The organism is Roseibium sp. JB4-4 (genome assembly GCF_055693425.1).
In genome coordinates, this window is the sequence record NZ_CM146333.1 from 1,689,044 (window position 1) to 1,705,836 (window position 16,793).

The 16,793-nt window shown below is 55.4% G+C and carries 5 protein-coding genes; 2 read left to right on the top strand and 3 right to left on the bottom strand.

The genetic code is table 11. The features are described 5' to 3' along the window. Positions 1 to 38: 38 nt before the first annotated feature. Positions 39 to 1,292, bottom strand: a complete 1,254-nt coding sequence (locus ACZ1HV_RS07835; protein ID WP_298959363.1) for an ABC transporter substrate-binding protein — start codon at positions 1,290 to 1,292, stop codon at positions 39 to 41. A 584-nt stretch (positions 1,293 to 1,876) separates the two neighbouring features. On the opposite strand from ACZ1HV_RS07835, the gene ACZ1HV_RS07840 reads away from it, so the two are divergent. Next, positions 1,877 to 10,576: a beta strand repeat-containing protein gene (locus tag ACZ1HV_RS07840; protein ID WP_472717772.1), complete on the top strand. Its 8,700-nt coding sequence runs from the start codon at positions 1,877 to 1,879 to the stop codon at positions 10,574 to 10,576. A gap of 153 nt (positions 10,577 to 10,729) precedes the next feature. Here the strand turns inward: ACZ1HV_RS07840 and ACZ1HV_RS07845 are convergent, their stop codons facing one another. Together ACZ1HV_RS07845 and ACZ1HV_RS07850 are read right to left on the bottom strand one after the other, a co-directional pair. Beyond that, positions 10,730 to 11,659: a response regulator transcription factor gene (locus ACZ1HV_RS07845; RefSeq protein WP_298983711.1), complete on the bottom strand. Its 930-nt coding sequence runs from the start codon at positions 11,657 to 11,659 to the stop codon at positions 10,730 to 10,732. Continuing rightward, positions 11,646 to 15,047, bottom strand: a complete 3,402-nt coding sequence (locus ACZ1HV_RS07850) for a hybrid sensor histidine kinase/response regulator (protein ID WP_472717773.1) — start codon at positions 15,045 to 15,047, stop codon at positions 11,646 to 11,648. Before ACZ1HV_RS07850 ends, ACZ1HV_RS07845 begins: the two co-directional genes overlap by 14 nt. Before the next feature lie 532 nt (positions 15,048 to 15,579). Here ACZ1HV_RS07850 and urtA point away from each other — a divergent pair. After that, positions 15,580 to 16,749 (top strand): urea ABC transporter substrate-binding protein, encoded by a 1,170-nt coding sequence (gene urtA / locus ACZ1HV_RS07855; protein WP_472718413.1) that lies wholly within the window; start codon positions 15,580 to 15,582, stop codon positions 16,747 to 16,749. Positions 16,750 to 16,793 lie beyond the last annotated feature (44 nt).

A 16,793-nucleotide genomic window follows, 5' to 3' on the forward strand; every position in this document is an offset into this window, starting at 1 on the left:
AGGCACCGGGCAGAAACTCCTGCCCGGTGCAGTCGCCGTCAGTAAGAAGTCTTACACTCAGGCACGTCGCGGCTCGGGAGGCCGATCTTTGCAAAGACCCCGGGATCGATGCCGAGCGTCTGAGGGACATTGTCCTTTATTTTCACCAACTTCGTGACCAGCGACCCATCGTCGAGTTCGGTCACTTCCGATACGAAGTTAGCGCCGATGGCCTGACGGTTTTCATCAAGCTTGATCTTGCCGTTCGGAGCATCCAGTTCAAGATTACTCAGGCAGGTACGGAACGCAGCTTGCCCGTCGGACAGATCGCCACCTACCTCATCGAGACAGGTCATGGCCGCCGTGGTCGCATTGTAATAGCCGGTCGCCAGCAGAGACGGGCTCGGGAAACGTTTGTCGGGCGGGAACGCGTCCTGATAGGCTTTCACATAGGCCTGCCAGCCTTCGTCGTCCCAGGTGTCAGCCTGAGGTCCGGAAGACGGCGTTCCGATCAGAGCCTTCTTGGCGTCTCCCTTGGAGTTCAGCACTGTGCCGTCCACCATGATGGATCCACCGATCAGATTGGCATCGCCGCCGGCCTGTTGATACTGGTTCAGGAAGTTGACGGCATCGCCCCCACCCAAGCCAAGATAAATTGCATCCACATCGTCGGGAAGCGAGGCAATGATCGAACCGAAATCCTTGGTTCCAAGCGGCACCCAGAAGCGATCTGTGATTTCGCCACCGGCCTGACAATACTCGAGCGCAAATCCGAAGACCTGTGTGTAGATGAAGGAATAGTCCTCACCGATCGTGGCGACCGTTTTCCATCCCTTGTCGTTGAACACATAGTCGCCGAGGCCGGCCGACCATTGCGCGCCGTCAGTATTGAAACGGAAGAAATTGTCCGACGGGGTCACATAGGTTGTTTCCTGTGCGCCGGAAATTCCGTTCAGGAAAGTCACCTGCGGTTGCGTTTTCGAGTAGTCGCGGATCGCGATCCCCTCAGATCCTGAAAGTGGACCGATAACAATGTCCACCTTGTCCTGCTCGACCAGCTTGCGGGCTCCGCGTACGGCACTATCCGGTGACGCATCGGTCGACTGGATGATGAGTTCGAGATCTCTACCACCTGCCTGCTCGCCGCGGACGGCCAGCGCTGTTCTCAGACCGCGCACGCCATCTTCTCCAAGAACCGTATAGGTTCCTTCCAAGGTGGCCAGAACGCCGACTTTCAGTGGATCCGCCGCATAGGCGGCACCTGTCGTTAGAAATGCAGCCGCCGATACCGCGGCCAGGAGTTGCTTCTTCATCCGTTCCTCCCAACGAATTCCAGCCGCTTCTGGACGCAGGCGGAGAAAAATCTTTCGATCTTCACCGCTCGGAATGCGTCTACGGCAACCCGGTCAGCATGCGCCAAGGAGGAATTGTGACCTATCTCGGAGAGTAAGCGTCATATAACGCTCAGTCTGTTTTTGAGTTGTTTTTCACCTGGAACACGCCTGATTATCTTTTCGCTAGATCAAATCCGATGTGAGTTGCAAAAACTTTTGAGCCATTGTTTTCGGAACAATCAATTCCAAAAGGGTGTTTTCACTACAGTGCTCGTGAAAGCCGCATTTCATCGCTGTATCGGCGGAATTTGATACCCCCTAGAACACACTTAAACGCGGTGTAGCGCAAAACTATGCTCCGCATCGAACCCCAATCTTTGTAAACAACTCTCCATCACAACAAGACATTGTTTACGTTGCGTAAGAAAATTTTGCTACCTAAGAATGTGCACTTTATACTTGTATAAGGGTGTATTGCCGCTAACGTTGATAAAAAACCGATTTGGATTCGGCTTGCCATTTCTTGTTTTTTTCAGCAATCTAAGTAGCTTAGGAAACCTAGCATGACCAACACTGCCCCCACAGCCAATACAATCAGTGCGTCATCCGAAGAAAATACCAGTATTCTCGTTCAAGCCAATTTTAGCGACCCTGACGCTTCAGACACGCACACGTTCAGCGTGGATACCACCAGCACGCTTGGCTCCGTTACAAACAACGGCGACGGAACCTTCAGCTACGATCCCAACGGACAATTCGAACATCTGGCTGCCGGAGAAACCGCAACCGACACGTTCACCTATACAGTCGATGATGGAAACGGCGGCTCATCAACCGAGACGGTGACTGTGACAATCACCGGTCAGAACGATGCACCCGTGGCAGTTCCCTTGACTGGCACCGCCCAGGAAGATGGGCCCGCCATCTTGCTGACGGCCAGCTACGCCGACATCGATGGATCGGACACGCACACGTTCAGCGCGGATACAACCGGCACGCTTGGAACCGTCAGCAACAATAGTGATGGAACCTTCTCCTACGACCCGAACGGTCAGTTCGAACATCTGGCTGCCGGCGAAACCGCGACCGACACGTTCACCTACACGGTAGACGATGGAAATGGCGGGACATCAACAGAGACAGTAACGGTAACAATCACCGGTCAGAACGATGTACCCGTGGCGCTCGCCGTGGCTATGACCGCAACCGAGGACGCACCCTCGGCAACGTTCACGCCTTCCTTCACCGATATTGACGGTACCGATACCCATTCGATCTCCTTTGACCTTGGAACCGGTTCGCTCAACTCGATCTCCGACAATGGTGATGGCACCTATACATTTGTCGCGGGAGGAAACTATCAAAGCCTGGCCGCAGGTGAAACAGCGCAGGAGACCTTTACCTACACGGTAGATGACGGAATCGGCGGCACTTCAACCGAGACAGTGGCCGTGACAATCACCGGTCAGAACGATGCGCCTGTGGCCGTGGCCTTGGCTGGCATTACACAGGAAGACGGCCCCACCGTCTTGCTCACGGCCAGCTACACCGACATCGATGGATCGGACACGCATACCTTCAGTGTCGATACCACCGGCACGCTTGGCTCCGTTACAAACAATAGCGACGGAACCTTCAGCTACAATCCCAACGGACAGTTCGAACATCTGGCTGCCGGAGAAACCGCGACCGATACCTTTACCTATACGGTCGATGACGGAAACGGCGGCACATCAACCGAAACAGTAACGGTAACAATCACCGGTCAGAACAATGCACCGGTCGCAGTCACCTTGACTGGCACCGCCCAGGAAGACGGACCTTCCATCACACTGACGGCGAACTACTCAGACCCTGACGCTTCTGACATGCACACGTTCAGTGTCGACACCACCAGCACGCTTGGCTCCGTTACGAACAACGGCGGCGGAACTTTCAGCTACAATCCCAACGGACAGTTCGAACATCTGGCAGCTGGTGAAACCGCAACCGATACCTTCACCTATACGGTCGATGACGGAAACGGTGGCACATCAACCGAGACGGTGACCGTGACAATCACTGGTCAGAACGATGCGCCGGTGGCAATTGCCGTGGCTCTGACCGCATCCGAGGACACCCCATCGGCAACATTTACTCCTTCCTTCACGGATGCCGATGGTACCGATACGCATTCGATCTCATTTGACCTCGGAACCGGTTCGCCCAACTCGATCTCCGATAATGGTGATGGCACCTATACATTTGTCGCGGCAGGAAGCTATGAAAGCCTTGCTGCAGGTGAAACAGCTCAGGAGACCTTCACCTACACCGTCACAGACATTCAGGGAGCGTCTTCAACCCAGACGGTGACCGTGACAATCACCGGTCAGAACGATGCGCCGGTGGCCGTCGCCTTGACTGGCACCGCCCAGGAAGACGGACCTTCCATCACACTGACTGCGAACTACTCAGACCCTGACGCTTCTGACATGCACATTTTCAGTGTCGACACCACCAGCACGCTTGGCTCCGTTACGAACAACGGCGACGGAACTTTCAGCTACAGTCCAAACGGTCAGTTTGAGCATCTGGCAGCTGGCGAAACCGCGACCGATACGTTTTCCTATACGGTCGATGACGGAAACGGTGGCACATCAACCGAGACGGTGACCGTGACAATCACTGGTCAGAACGATGCGCCGGTGGCCGTGGCCTTGGCTGGCACCGCCCAGGAAGACGGGCCTTCCATCACACTGACGGCGAACTATTCAGACCCTGACGCTTCTGACATGCACATTTTCAGTGTCGACACCACCAGCACGCTTGGCTCCGTTACGAACAACGGCGACGGAACTTTCAGCTACAGTCCAAACGGTCAGTTTGAGCATCTGGCAGCTGGCGAAACCGCGACCGATACGTTTTCCTATACGGTCGATGACGGAAACGGTGGCACATCAACCGAGACGGTGACCGTGACAATCACTGGTCAGAACGATGCGCCGGTGGCCGTGGCCTTGGCTGGCACCGCCCAGGAAGACGGACCTTCGATCACCCTGACCGCGAGCTACTCCGACCCTGACGCTTCAGATACGCATACGTTCAGTGTCGATACAACGGGTTCGCTTGGCTCCGTTACAAACAATGGCGACGGAACCTTCAGCTATGATCCCAACGGACAGTTCGAACATCTGGCTGCCGGAGAAACCGCGACCGACACGTTTTCCTATACGGTTGACGATGGAAACGGCGGCACTTCAACAGAGACGGTGACCGTGACAATCACCGGTCAGAACGATGCACCAGTGGCAGCGGTCGTAGCTCTGACCGCATCTGAGGATGCCCCATCGGCAACGTTCACGCCTTCCTTCACCGATATTGACGGTACCGATACCCATTCGATCTCCTTTGACCTTGGAACCGGTTCGCCCAACTCGATCTCCGACAATGGTGATGGCACCTTCACATTTGTCGCGGGAGGAAACTATGAAAGCCTGGCTGCAGGTGAAACAGCTCAGGAGACCTTTACATACACGGTAGATGACGGAAACGGCGGCACTTCAACCGAGACAGTGACCGTGACAATCACCGGTCAGAACGATGCGCCTGTTGCTGAAGCAATAAGCGCCACGGTTGAAGAAGACGGGCCATCTGTATTGGTAGCGGCCTCTTACTCCGATGTGGATACATCCAACACACACACCTTGAGTATCGATACGACCGGAACACTGGGCACAGTGACAGACAATGGTGATGGAACATTCACATATCATCCGAATGGCCAGTTTGAGTACCTAAATCCAGGTCAAACTGCGACAGACACGTTTTTGTACACCGTCACAGACGAAAGTGGCGGGACCTCGACGGAGACAGTAACAGTAACTATTGAAGGGCAAATCGAACCGACCAAGTTTGTTGCCAGCGATGGTTCTGCGGTGGATTTCTTTGGTCATTCTTCGGTGATGAACGATCTGGGTGTTGTTGTCACCGGTGCCTATCTCGGAGATACCGTTGACGCCTCCAACATTGGCGGTGTGTATGTTTACCGCCCGAACGATATTGGCGGTTATACCCAAACCAAGCTGATGTCATCCGACGGTCTGGCCGGCGACACCTTCGGCTTCCAGGTCGCTTTGAACAATGCCGGCACCATTGTCGTCGGAGCTGTCAACGATGACGACAGCGGGACCTCCTCCGGCGTGGTCTATGTCTATCGCCCCGATGGTCAGGGAGGCTTTTTTGAAGCCAAGCTTCATCCCGCGGGTCTGACAGCACACGACAATTTTGGCTACCGTGTCGCGATCAACGAAAGTGGCGTGATCGCCGCCAGCGCCTGGCTTGACGATGGCATGAGTGCAAACACCGGCTCAGTCTATGTCTATACGCCCGATGGATTTGGTGGCTATGACGAGGTCAAGTTGACGGCTTCCGATGCGCAGGCAGGAGACGTTTTCGGCCAATCGCTCCAGGTGAGTGACACCGGCCAGATCGTTGTTGGAGCCCACGGGGACGACGATAATGGAGCTGACGCTGGCGCAGTCTATATCTATGTACCGGATGGAAACGGCGGCTATACGGAGACCAAACTGACAGCTTCCGACGGAGAGGCTGGAGACCAATTTGGCTGGGCCAACGCCGTCAATGCCTCCGGCACGGTCGTTGTAGGCGCTGCCTATGACGATGATGGTGGCGTCAGCGATACCGGTGCGGTCTATATCTACCAACCGGACGGAAGCGGTGGCTACACCGAAACCAAGCTTGTGGCGCTGGATAAGTTCACAGGCGATCTGTTCGGTGCTGCTGTAGCGATCAACGATGCCGGCATTATCGTGGTCGGGGCTTACGAAAACGATGACGCCGGAGCCTCCTCCGGAGCAGCCTACATCTTCGTTCCGGACGGAAACGGCGGCTACACCGAGTTCAAACTGACTGCACCGGATGCGGCGGCAGCAGACCAGTTCGGCATCTCTGTCGACATCAACGCTGATGGCGTCGTCACCGTTGGAGCGCAAAGTGGTGACGGTGCTGTGGCCAACACAGGGGCCGTCTACACATTCGTGCCAGACGAAAACGGTGACTATGTCGGATATGACGATACAGTCTATCAGGGTGTGCCAGCAGATGGTTCAGCAGTCGACCCCGTTGTTGCGAGCACTCCGGTCGCTAGCAAGTTTGTTGCCAGCGATGGTTCTGCGGTGGATTTCTTTGGTCATTCTTCGGTGATGAACGATCTGGGTGTTGTTGTCACCGGTGCCTATCTCGGAGATACCGTTGACGCCTCCAACATTGGCGGTGTGTATGTTTACCGCCCGAACGATATTGGCGGTTATACCCAAACCAAGCTGATGTCATCCGACGGTCTGGCCGGCGACACCTTCGGCTTCCAGGTCGCTTTGAACAATGCCGGCACCATTGTCGTCGGAGCTGTCAACGATGACGACAGCGGGACCTCCTCCGGCGTGGTCTATGTCTATCGCCCCGATGGTCAGGGAGGCTTTTTTGAAGCCAAGCTTCATCCCGCGGGTCTGACAGCACACGACAATTTTGGCTACCGTGTCGCGATCAACGAAAGTGGCGTGATCGCCGCCAGCGCCTGGCTTGACGATGGCATGAGTGCAAACACCGGCTCAGTCTATGTCTATACGCCCGATGGATTTGGTGGCTATGACGAGGTCAAGTTGACGGCTTCCGATGCGCAGGCAGGAGACGTTTTCGGCCAATCGCTCCAGGTGAGTGACACCGGCCAGATCGTTGTTGGAGCCCACGGGGACGACGATAATGGAGCTGACGCTGGCGCAGTCTATATCTATGTACCGGATGGAAACGGCGGCTATACGGAGACCAAACTGACAGCTTCCGACGGAGAGGCTGGAGACCAATTTGGCTGGGCCAACGCCGTCAATGCCTCCGGCACGGTCGTTGTAGGCGCTGCCTATGACGATGATGGTGGCGTCAGCGATACCGGTGCGGTCTATATCTACCAACCGGACGGAAGCGGTGGCTACACCGAAACCAAGCTTGTGGCGCTGGATAAGTTCACAGGCGATCTGTTCGGTGCTGCTGTAGCGATCAACGATGCCGGCATTATCGTGGTCGGGGCTTACGAAAACGATGACGCCGGAGCCTCCTCCGGAGCAGCCTACATCTTCGTTCCGGACGGAAACGGCGGCTACACCGAGTTCAAACTGACTGCACCGGATGCGGCGGCAGCAGACCAGTTCGGCATCTCTGTCGACATCAACGCTGATGGCGTCGTCACCGTTGGAGCGCAAAGTGGTGACGGTGCTGTGGCCAACACAGGGGCCGTCTACACATTCGTGCCAGACGAAAACGGTGACTATGTCGGATATGACGATACAGTCTATCAGGGTGTGCCAGCAGATGGTTCAGCAGTCGACCCCGTTGTTGCGAGCACTCCGGTCGCTAGCAAGTTTGTTGCCAGCGATGGTTCTGCGGTGGATTTCTTTGGTCATTCTTCGGTGATGAACGATCTGGGTGTTGTTGTCACCGGTGCCTATCTCGGAGATACCGTTGACGCCTCCAACATTGGCGGTGTGTATGTTTACCGCCCGAACGATATTGGCGGTTATACCCAAACCAAGCTGATGTCATCCGACGGTCTGGCCGGCGACACCTTCGGCTTCCAGGTCGCTTTGAACAATGCCGGCACCATTGTCGTCGGAGCTGTCAACGATGACGACAGCGGGACCTCCTCCGGCGTGGTCTATGTCTATCGCCCCGATGGTCAGGGAGGCTTTTTTGAAGCCAAGCTTCATCCCGCGGGTCTGACAGCACACGACAATTTTGGCTACCGTGTCGCGATCAACGAAAGTGGCGTGATCGCCGCCAGCGCCTGGCTTGACGATGGCATGAGTGCAAACACCGGCTCAGTCTATGTCTATACGCCCGATGGATTTGGTGGCTATGACGAGGTCAAGTTGACGGCTTCCGATGCGCAGGCAGGAGACGTTTTCGGCCAATCGCTCCAGGTGAGTGACACCGGCCAGATCGTTGTTGGAGCCCACGGGGACGACGATAATGGAGCTGACGCTGGCGCAGTCTATATCTATGTACCGGATGGAAACGGCGGCTATACGGAGACCAAACTGACAGCTTCCGACGGAGAGGCTGGAGACCAATTTGGCTGGGCCAACGCCGTCAATGCCTCCGGCACGGTCGTTGTAGGCGCTGCCTATGACGATGATGGTGGCGTCAGCGATACCGGTGCGGTCTATATCTACCAACCGGACGGAAGCGGTGGCTACACCGAAACCAAGCTTGTGGCGCTGGATAAGTTCACAGGCGATCTGTTCGGTGCTGCTGTAGCGATCAACGATGCCGGCATTATCGTGGTCGGGGCTTACGAAAACGATGACGCCGGAGCCTCCTCCGGAGCAGCCTACATCTTCGTTCCGGACGGAAACGGCGGCTACACCGAGTTCAAACTGACTGCACCGGATGCGGCGGCAGCAGACCAGTTCGGCATCTCTGTCGACATCAACGCTGATGGCGTCGTCACCGTTGGAGCGCAAAGTGGTGACGGTGCTGTGGCCAACACAGGGGCCGTCTACACATTCGTGCCAGACGAAAACGGTGACTATGTCGGATATGACGATACAGTCTATCAGGGTGTGCCAGCAGATGGTTCAGCAGTCGACCCCGTTGTTGCGAGCACTCCGGTCGCTAGCAAGTTTGTTGCCAGCGATGGTTCTGCGGTGGATTTCTTTGGTCATTCTTCGGTGATGAACGATCTGGGTGTTGTTGTCACCGGTGCCTATCTCGGAGATACCGTTGACGCCTCCAACATTGGCGGTGTGTATGTTTACCGCCCGAACGATATTGGCGGTTATACCCAAACCAAGCTGATGTCATCCGACGGTCTGGCCGGCGACACCTTCGGCTTCCAGGTCGCTTTGAACAATGCCGGCACCATTGTCGTCGGAGCTGTCAACGATGACGACAGCGGGACCTCCTCCGGCGTGGTCTATGTCTATCGCCCCGATGGTCAGGGAGGCTTTTTTGAAGCCAAGCTTCATCCCGCGGGTCTGACAGCACACGACAATTTTGGCTACCGTGTCGCGATCAACGAAAGTGGCGTGATCGCCGCCAGCGCCTGGCTTGACGATGGCATGAGTGCAAACACCGGCTCAGTCTATGTCTATACGCCCGATGGATTTGGTGGCTATGACGAGGTCAAGTTGACGGCTTCCGATGCGCAGGCAGGAGACGTTTTCGGCCAATCGCTCCAGGTGAGTGACACCGGCCAGATCGTTGTTGGAGCCCACGGGGACGACGATAATGGAGCTGACGCTGGCGCAGTCTATATCTATGTACCGGATGGAAACGGCGGCTATACGGAGACCAAACTGACAGCTTCCGACGGAGAGGCTGGAGACCAATTTGGCTGGGCCAACGCCGTCAATGCCTCCGGCACGGTCGTTGTAGGCGCTGCCTATGACGATGATGGTGGCGTCAGCGATACCGGTGCGGTCTATATCTACCAACCGGACGGAAGCGGTGGCTACACCGAAACCAAGCTTGTGGCGCTGGATAAGTTCACAGGCGATCTGTTCGGTGCTGCTGTAGCGATCAACGATGCCGGCATTATCGTGGTCGGGGCTTACGAAAACGATGACGCCGGAGCCTCCTCCGGAGCAGCCTACATCTTCGTTCCGGACGGAAACGGCGGCTACACCGAGTTCAAACTGACTGCACCGGATGCGGCGGCAGCAGACCAGTTCGGCATCTCTGTCGACATCAACGCTGATGGCGTCGTCACCGTTGGAGCGCAAAGTGGTGACGGTGCTGTGGCCAACACAGGGGCCGTCTACACATTCGTGCCAGACGAAAACGGTGACTATGTCGGATATGACGATACAGTCTATCAGGGTACAGCTTCCGATAGCTTGCGTATCATTGGATCAACGGCCGACAATTCACTCCGCGGTGGGGTTTCCCATGACGTCATGCAGGGATTGGCCGGCAACGATGTTCTGACCGGAAATGCGGGTGACGACATTCTTACAGGTGGAACTGGCAGCGATACTTTTGTGTTCAAAACCGGTGACACAGGTCACGACACTATCACCGACTTTGATGCAGGTGCAGGCAGTGAAGACGTGTTGTCGTTTGAGATCGGGCTGATCGCGGATTTTGCAAGTGTTCTCGTGGCGGCCACCGATGTAGGCGCTGATGTTGTCATCACGATTGATGCAAATACATCAATTGAATTGCAGGGTGTTCAAACCTCGCAACTGCACCAAGACGATTTTCTGTTCGTGTAGCATCGAGCGGCAGGAGCCAATGACTTCTGCCGCTGGTTCACTGTTGGTCGTCCCAAACTGGTCTTCGTATTCACAACACACCTCAAAGCAGCACAAATCAACTCCAACACTTTGCGGATTTGTCCACCTATGGCCCGGTTCAAATTCTGATTTTCAGCGCTCCAGGATTTTCTTGAGCGAGACCACGGCAGCGGATGTTCGGTTTTCGACGCCAAGTTTTCCAAAGATCCGGTCCAGGTGCTTGTTCACCGTCCTTGGACTCATTTCCAGGATGGCCGCGATTTCCTTGTTCGATTTTCCGTGGGCGATCCACATGAGCACTTCTGCTTCGCGCTCGGTCAAATCAAAGGATCTGCGTAGAACATCGGTCGGGTTGCCGTCGACCATCTCAGCGACCCTCAACAGGTGCTCACCCGAGCTTATTTGCCCTGCATAGCTGAAACGCAGCGAAAGGCCTCCCATGCTGGCAACGACATTGCTGTCATTGTTCGCTGACTTGCTAACGTTGACGAGATAGCTGCGCAACCATTCGACTGCTTCTGCGGGCAACTGGCCGATATGGTCCGGCTCCTTCTGGTTCCCGCCGTCGATCAGCACTATGGCCTGCGGTGTCGCCCAGCAAATTGCTCCGGTAAGATCAACCGAAATCAGGAACCTGCCCGACGCATCCAAAGCCACATGGGCACTGTGGGAATTGCGGGCATTGGAGATGTGGACGCGCAATCTTGCAATCAACTCTTCCGGGTCTACCGGCTTGGTGATGTAGTCGACACCTCCTGACTCCAGTCCCCTGACAATGTGTTCGGTCTGGCTCAGCCCTGTCATGAAGACGACCGGAACATCCCGGAGCGCATCCAGTCTTTTGATCCTTTTGCTCGTTTCGAACCCGTCGAGTTCCGGCATGATCGCATCCATCAGGATTGCGGTCGGCGTCACCCGCGAAGCGATGTCGAGCGCTTTGCGTCCATCCTGAGCGACCAGCACGGTATAGCCGGCCTCTTCCAGCGCGTCCGTCAGCATGCCCAGCGATGCCGGCGCGTCGTCGACCACCAGCACCGTTTCGCTTGGACTAGGAGCACTCATGATCATGTCCGAGCCTTTCAAGAACCTTGTCATATTGTGTCAGATCGAATTCGCGGATGAGGCGACGCATGTGCACCACAAACTCCGCAGCGTGGGGTTCGTGTGCTTCAATGTCATCAAGCTTGGCGCGAATGCCGCGCACATATCCAAGCCCGCTCAATTGTTTCAGCATTTCCAGGCTTTCCACCGACGGCAAACGGCCCTGCTCGAAAACCGGTTCAAAGTCCGATCTCGAGGAACTCGGCTTAATGCGGGGCTCTGCCGGAACGGTTCGCCAAACGATTTTCAGGCCCTGCTGCAGCTTCTCCTGAAGGTCTTGCAGCCGCACGGGCTTGACCAGATAGTCATCGTGAAAGATCCGGTGCAACGGCTCACGCCCGCTTTCATCCGCATTCGCCGAGATCATGATGATCACCGCGTCGCTATGGCCCCTCTCCCGTAGCGTTCTGGCAAGGGTCCACCCGCTCATGCCCGGCATGCTGATATCCAGGAGAAATGCGTTCGGCTTTTCAACCTCCGCCATTGCCAGACATGCCTGACCGCCTGGAGCGGACAGGACCTTGAAGCCGAGCGGGCTCAGAAAATCCTCGATAAGGGTTCTCTGTGCGGCGTCGTCATCAACCACAACGACCGTCTGAACCGGGCCTTCGTAGCCATTGATCCGCATTTCAGCCCGTGCCACCTTGGCCGGTGCGGCGGCTGCGCTCAACAACATGCGCACTTTAAAGGTGCTGCCTTTGCCGACTTCGCTTTCGACCTGAATATCGCCGCCCATGATTTCGCTCAGGAGCTTGGTGATCGTCAGGCCGAGACCGGTTCCCGGCACCCCTGCCTGTCCTTCTTCTTCCACCCGCTCAAAGGGATTGAAGATCCGACCGAGATTTTCCTCCGCAATACCGATACCGGTATCAACAATCGAAAACTCCGCCACCTGGCTGTGATAGTTGACGATCAGGCTAACGCTGCCTTGATCAGTCCATTTGATTGCATTGGAAAGCAGATTGATCAGCACCTGGCGCAGTCGCTTTTCATCGCCGAAGACGAAGAGCGGAAGATTGTCCGCAGGCTGAAAGGAAAAGGTCAGCGCCTTGGCATCGGTCTGCAATCGGAACATATCGACGATCTGACTGAGGAAGTCGTGCAGATTGAAGCGCTCGCGATAGATTGTGAGATGCCCGGCCTCGATCTTGGAGATGTCGAGAAGACCCTCAATCAGTCCCGCGAGATGATCGGCGGAATGCTGAATCACCTTGACCGCATCACGGCGATGAGCCGGGATCGTCGGATCCTTGCGCATAAGCTGTGCGTAGCCGGCGATCGCATTCAGCGGTGACCGCAGCTCGTGACTGATCCCGACAACGTACCTGCTTTTCGCCTGATTGGCCGATTCAGCTGCTTCCTTTGCCTTTTGCAGCTTTGCATCCGTGCGCTTGTGCGCCCTGATTTCCTTCATCAAAAGACTGGTCTGCCGCCGGGTCTCCTCGTTCGCGAACTTCCGGCTTTCATGAACAAGAACAAAGAGCCAGGCCATGACCCCTGAGATCACCAGGAGAATGAAGAAGACCTGCGTCAACGCCCTTGCAACGCCGTCCTGATCAACGGACTTTGCTTCGATAAACACGAGCGAGAGAATGCCGCCCAGTGATGCCATCACGATCAGCATGACGCCGAGGTATTTGCCGACCCGCGATCCAAGCCTGCTTGCAGCGTTTGCCGGCAACAGGGCATGCAGCAACATTGAAATCTGATCCCCCAGGCGAGCATTTTCCTTGCAATCGTCCTCACAGCGCGCGTCAAGGGAGCAACAGAGTGAACAGATCGGTCCCGAATAGACCGGGCAATTGGTCATGTCCTCATGTTCAAACGTGTGCTCGCAAATACAGCATTGGATACGGTGTTGTTTCACACCTGTTTCAGACACCACGTCTTCAGGTTCCCGGGCGATGTAGAACCGGCCCTTCGTCAGATAGGCAATGAGCGGTGCGAGGAGAATTGCAGTGAGGAGCGCGATGTAGCTTGCAAGCGCGTGCGCTGTCTGACCGAAGAAGCCCGCATATGCGATAAATGCGGCCACGCTTGCAACGGTCATCGACCCAAGTCCGACGGGATTGATATCGTAGAGATGCGCCCGTTTGAATTCGATATGCGGAGGGCTCAGACCCAAAGGTTTGTTGATCACCAAATCGGCGAAGATCGCACCGATCCAGGCCACCGCAACAATGGAATAAAGACCTAAGGTTCGTTCAAGCGCCTTATAGACACCCAATTCCATGAGCGTCAGTGCGATCACCACGTTGAACACCAGCCAGACGACCCGTCCAGGATGGCTGTGCGTCAGGCGGGAAAAGAAGTTGGACCAGGCGATTGAGCCCGCATAAGAGTTGGTAACGTTGATTTTGATCTGGCACACGATGACGAATATGCCGGTCAAGGCAATGGCAACTTCCGGTGTTGTAACTTTGCTAAAGGCCACCAGATACATATGCGTCGGTTCGACAGCCTTGTCCGGTGTCAGTCCGCTTTGCAGGGCAACAACAACCAGAAACGAGCCCATCAGCAACTTGATGGCTCCAACGATGATCCATCCCGGTCCTGCGGCCAGCAGTGCGAGCCACCAGCTGCCACGACGTCCCTGTCTCTGACGGGGTAAAAACCGCAGAAAATCGACTTGCTCGCCAATCTGCGCGATCAAGGAGAATAGAACCGCGCTGGCCGCGCCGAAGAGCAGAAGTTCAAATTGCCCCTCTTCATTGCCGAGCCGCCCTGAAAAGCTCCGCCAGTCTTCAATCGGAGCGACACCCTGCCAGGCCAGAAACACGAATGGCAGCAATTGAAGGGCGATCCACACGGGCTGCGTATAGACTTGCAAACGGCTTATCAAAGTGATGCCGTAGATCACCATCGGGATGACAACGAGCGAACAGACGAGATAGCCGATGTTGAGCGGAATACCGAGGAACAGCTCAAGCGCTGTTGCCATTATCGCAGCTTCAAGAGCGAAGAAGATGAAAGTGAAACTCGCATAAATGAGCGAGGTGACCGTGGATCCGATGTAACCGAAGCCGGCCCCGCGCGTCAGCAAGTCGATGTCGACACCGTATTTCACCGCGTAGTAAGAAATCGGCAATCCTGTGATGAAAATCAGCACTCCAACCAAAAGGATGGCCGATACGGCATTTGTGAAGCCGTAATTATAGGTGATGGCCGCTCCGATCGCCTCTAGCGCCAGGAACGAAATCGCACCGAGTGCAGTGTTGGCCACCCACACCGGAGACCACCTGCGTGCGCTTTTGGCGGTAAAGCGCAGGGCATAATCCTCCAGGGTCTGGTTAGCGACCCACTGGTTATAAGTTCGACGCAATCGAACGACCCGCTGATGACCTGCCATATACCCCGCCTTGCGAAACTGCTTCAGTCAGTCACGCTTAGTATTTGTGCAACGCAATCATTTGACCTGCTGATTTCGCACAAACTCACAGCAGAGCGCGCTAACAAACAACAGATCGTCCCCTCACCTCTCCTAAAAGCAAAATACGTGCCTAAAATTTTTGAAATTAACTTTTACATTAAAAGTTGTATTCAAAACTTTATTTACGTTTTCCTCCCGAAAATTTCCAAAGCTCAATAAAAATGGAAAACTTTCACGTATTAACTCCTGAACACTTTAGTCCATACAAACGTAAAACGATCTCACAGTTTCTCAACGCTTGGAATCAGTCAATTGACCCACAGCAACTGACGCATTGCGGCAGTGCACAAATTCAAGTGAGCCTTCCCTCCATGCGGTGGCGCCATGAGGTGCCCTGCTCCAACCTCAAACATGGAGGGGTCATCTGATGCGACGCCTGAAAAACCTGATTGAAAACCGGCTCTCCCGCCGGGCCGTTCTCGCCGGAACAGTGTCGGCTGCAACACTCGCGATGGCAGGTGCCTTGACGCCGTCTTTCGCGCAGGATGTCAACACGACCGGCCTTGCTGTTACCGAAGACACCGTGAAAGTCGGGATCCTGCACTCCGTTACCGGGACAATGGCAATTTCCGAAACCGGTTCAGTGCAGGCGGAAAAGCTGGCAATCGAACAAATCAATGCAATGGGCGGCGTGCTGGGCCGCAAGATCGAGTATATTCAGGAAGATGGTGCTTCCGATTGGCCGACATTTGCGGAAAAAGCGAAGAAACTTCTGGTCAACGACAAGGTCGCCGCCGTGTTCGGATGCTGGACGTCCGCATCACGTAAGGCCGTTCTGCCAGTGTTTGAGCAATATAACGGCATGCTCTACTACCCAACCTTCTATGAGGGCCTGGAGCAGTCACCAAATGTGATCTACACCGGCCAGGAAGCCACTCAGCAGATCATTGCCGGCATCGATTGGGTCGCCAGGGAAAAGGGCGCAAAAAGCTTCTATCTGCTCGGTTCGGATTATATCTGGCCGCGCACTTCCAACAAGATCGCACGCAAACACATCGAAAAGCTGGGCCACAAAGTTGTCGGTGAGGAATACTATCCGCTCGGCCACACCCAGTTCAATTCGGTGATCAACAAGATCAAGTTGAAGAAGCCTGATGTGATCTATGCAATCGTGGTCGGCGGTTCCAATGTCGCGTTCTACAAGCAGCTTAAGGCCGCAGGCATCGACATGACAAAAGAGAAACCTCTGCTTCTGACCATTTCGGTGACTGAGGATGAAATTCGTGGCATCGGCGGCGAAAACATCGAAGGTGCCTACGCCGCAATGAAATATTTCCAGTCTCTCGACAATGAAAACAATCAGGCGTTCGTCAAGGCTTTCAAGGAGAGATGGGGAGACGACATCGTGATCGGCGACGTCACGCAGGCAGCATATCTCGGCCCGTGGCTTTGGAAAGCCGCCGTTGAGAAGGCGGGCAGCTTCGATATCGACAAGGTTCGCCTTGCCTCACCTGGTATCGAGCTGACGACCGCGCCGGAAGGATATGTCCGTATCCATGAAAACCATCACCTTTGGTCCAAGACCAGAATTGGTCTCGCCAAAACTGACGGTCAGTATGAAATGATCTACGAAACCGCGGATCTGATGGAACCCGATCCCTTCCCGGAAGGCTATCAGTAAGCCGGTAGCTGTTCCCCAGGGACGGAAACGCCCGCTTGAATGAC